The organism is Streptomyces sp. NPDC059371 (genome assembly GCF_042751995.1).
Lineage (GTDB): Bacteria > Actinomycetota > Actinomycetes > Streptomycetales > Streptomycetaceae > Streptomyces.
In genome coordinates, this window is the sequence record NZ_JBHYXD010000198.1 from 1 (window position 1) to 3287 (window position 3287).

The following is a 3287-nucleotide window of genomic DNA, read 5'->3' on the forward strand; positions in this document are numbered from 1 at the left end:
GGGCCGCCCCTCGGGCCCCCACCCCTCCGCAGCGCCCCCAACGGCGGCCTGACCGGACAGCACGGCCGGGTCCGCCGGCCCGTCACCCGTGGGCGGCGGCCGGCTCGGTCTCGTCGCGGGTCGCGGCGAGCGCGGGCTCCGGCAGCACCGCGTACAGCGGCGTCGCACGCGCCACGCGCAGGCAGGGCGCGGGAACGGGCGGGGCCAGCGGGGCGTGATCGGCGGCGCGGGCCCGCCACGAGGACCAGATGATCTTTCCACCGATGTCCGTGGCACAGCAGCCCCAGCCGTCGCTCAGGGCCGCGATCTGGGCCAGGCATCCCTGCGGCGCCCGGTGCGGGCGGATGTCCTGGCTGTTGTCCGAGACGGCCGCGAACAGGCGCCGGCCGTTCCACCACATCTCGATCGTCGTGTTCTTGTCCGCCGAGTGCTGCTCGATGGTGCGGAGCAGCGCTTCCGCACAGCGGCAGACGGACTCGACGAGATTCTCCAGGTTCCAGTACCTGAGGTGCGCGGCCAGGATGCGCCTGACCTGCCCGACCTTCTCCTCGCTGAGCTCCACGTCCAGGTGGTAGTAGCAGGGGACTGCGGCTTTCATCGTGTTGGCTCCTCACCGGCGAAGCTCTCGCTCCTCCTCGCCCCCTGCGGGACCGGGCCCCGATTGCAAAGCGTGAGCACCGATCGCTCCTGAGTCACCCTCAGCATGAGAGGGCTACTCCATTCGTGCAACCCGAGCGCGGCCCCGTCCGGTTGAAGATCCAACAAGACGCTCGGTCCCCGTGCAGGCACCATGAGTGAGGGTGTCGCTCCGTTACGGACCGGCCCCCCTTCGCGTACGGCCCTCATCCGCCGGCCAGGCGAGCCGTGCGCGGTCGAGAGATCGGGAAGGTGACCAGCGTGATGCTGCTGCCTGCCAAAGCCGAGGTCGCCAGGCATCTGGAGCGCTACCGGGCGTGGGAACGCCTGCTTCTCGCGACTCCCTCCGACCGTGTGGTGCGGGGGAATTTCGAGAACACCGGATACACCCTGTGCGTCCTGATGGGGAAGCGGTGCGCGCGGGAGGCGGCGAACGCCGCCGAGGTCTACCTGCAGGACGTTCCGGCACGGATCTGAACGACGGTCCCAGGGACCGCACCGAGAGGGCCTTTCGCGGCAACGACGATTCGGGCCCAGAACCGCGGAGGCGAGACGCATGGACGCGATCACGGACGCGCACCACGAGGCCGGCCGCATACCCGTCATGGATGTGCGGCCGGTCGTCGATTGCGGCAGGCGGCCCGCCAAAGCGGTTGTGGGCGAGACCTTCCAGGTCACCGCCACTCTTTTCGGTGAAGGCCATGACGCGGTCGGCGCGAATGTCGTCCTGGTCGATCCGGGCGGCCGTCCGGGCCCGTGGACGCCGATGCGCGAGCTGACCCCCGGCACCGACCACTGGGGCGCCCGGGTCACTCCGTCGGCCATGGGCCACTGGACCTACCTGGTGGAGGCCTGGAGCGACCCGGTGACCGGATGGCGGCGCGCCGCCGAGATCAAGATCCTCGCCGGGATCGACGTCGGGCTGGTCCTGGAGGAGGGCGCCGCCCTCCACGAGCGGGCCGCAGCGGGCGTGCCCGAGGCCGCCGGCCGGGACACGGTGCTGGCGGCCGCGGCCACCCTGCGCGACGACTCCCTGCCCGCGGCCGAGCGGTTCGCGGCGGCCCTGGCCCCTGGGGTCGCGGTCACTCTCGCGGAGCATCCGCTGCGTGAACGGCTCACCCGCTCCCTGCCGTTGCCGCTGCTGGTGGAGCGGGAGCGGGCGCTGTACGGCGCGTGGTACGAGTTCTTCCCGCGCTCGGAGGGCGGTCGGGCCCAGCCGTCCGCGCACGGCACGTTCCGTACGGCCGCCGAACGCCTGCCCGCGATCGCGGAGATGGGCTTCGACGTCGTCTACCTCCCGCCCGTCCACCCCATCGGCACCACCTACCGCAAGGGCCCGGACAACACCCTGTCCGCGGGCCCCCAGGACGTCGGGGTGCCCTGGGCCATCGGCTCCCCCGAGGGCGGCCACGACGCGATCCACCCCGACCTGGGCACCCTGGAGGACTTCGACGCCTTCGTCCGCCGGGCCGCCTCCCTCGGTCTGGAGATCGCCCTCGACTTCGCGCTCCAGTGCTCCCCCGACCACCCCTGGGTGGAGAAACACCCCGAGTGGTTCCACCACCGCCCCGACGGCACCATCGCCCACGCGGAGAACCCGCCCAAGAAGTACCAGGACATCTACCCGATCGCCTTCGACCAGGACATGCCCGGCCTGGTCCGCGAGACCGTGCGCGTGCTGCGCCACTGGATGGACCACGGGGTACGGATCTTCCGCGTCGACAACCCGCACACCAAACCCGTCATGTTCTGGGAACGGGTGATCGCGGACATCAACACGACCGACCCCGACGTCATCTTCCTGGCCGAGGCCTTCACCCGGCCCGCCATGATGCGGACCCTGGCCGAGGTCGGCTTCCAGCAGTCGTACACCTACTTCACCTGGCGCAACACCAAACAGGAGCTCACCGAGTACCTCACCGAACTCTCCGGCGACTCGGCCGCCCGCATGCGGCCGAACCTCTTCGTCAACACCCCCGACATCCTCCACGAGTTCCTCCAGCACGGCGGCCGCCCCGCCTTCGAACTGCGCGCCGTCCTCGCCGCCACCCTCTCCCCCACCTGGGGCATCTACAGCGGCTACGAACTCTGCGAGAACACCCCCCTGCGCCGCGACAGCGAGGAATACCTCCACTCCGAGAAATACCAGCTCCGTCCTCGCGACTGGTCCGCCGCCGAGCGCGAGGGCCGCACGATCGCCCCGCTGATCACCCGGCTGAACCGGATCCGGCGGGATCACCGGGCTCTGCGCGAAATTCGGAACCTCCGATTCCACCAGGCCGACAACGATGCCGTCATCGCGTACAGCAAGCGAACGGGTGACGACACGGTGGTCGTCGTGGCGAACCTGGACCCCCACCACACCCGGCAAGCCACAGTGTCCTTGGACATGCCGCGACTCGCTCTCAGGGATGACGCGCGCGTGCCGGTGCGCGACGAGCTCACCGGCGAGACCTACAACTGGGGCAGGTCCAACTTTGTGCGCCTGGGTCCGGGCGGTGCACATGTGCTCACTGTCGGCCCGGCACCGCGGATCGGAGGGTCCCCCGCATGATGGTCAATGAGCCCGTCCCGGACACTTTCGAGGACACCCCGGCCAAGGACCGCGATCCCGAATGGTTCAAACGCGCCGTCTTCTACGAGGTCCTGGT

At 70.3% G+C, this 3287-nt stretch carries 2 protein-coding genes and 1 pseudogene; 2 read left to right on the forward strand and 1 reads right to left on the reverse strand.

Going from position 1 to position 3287, the window contains the following annotated elements:
- Positions 1–82: 82 nt before the first annotated feature.
- Positions 83–598, reverse strand: coding sequence for a pep a2 (locus ACFXGX_RS43090; RefSeq protein WP_384803933.1), 516 nt, complete (start codon positions 596–598; stop codon positions 83–85).
- 302 nt (positions 599–900) lie between these two features.
- Here ACFXGX_RS43090 and ACFXGX_RS43095 point away from each other — a divergent pair.
- Both ACFXGX_RS43095 and ACFXGX_RS43100 read left to right on the forward strand, forming a co-directional pair.
- Positions 901–1092 (forward strand): annotated as a pseudogene (locus ACFXGX_RS43095) (DUF5133 domain-containing protein); the annotation flags it as partial.
- 100 nt (positions 1093–1192) lie between these two features.
- Positions 1193–3190, forward strand: a complete 1998-nt coding sequence (locus ACFXGX_RS43100) for an alpha-1,4-glucan--maltose-1-phosphate maltosyltransferase (protein WP_384803936.1) — start codon at positions 1193–1195, stop codon at positions 3188–3190.
- Positions 3191–3287: the final 97 nt, after the last annotated feature.

Bases quoted from the DNA above. Each gene is read 5' to 3' on its own strand.
- ACFXGX_RS43100 (WP_384803936.1), top strand. From the start codon at position 1,193: ATGGACGCGATCACGGACGCGCACCACGAGGCCGGCCGCATACCCGTC.
- ACFXGX_RS43090 (WP_384803933.1), bottom strand. From the start codon at position 598: ATGAAAGCCGCAGTCCCCTGCTACTACCACCTGGACGTGGAGCTCAGC.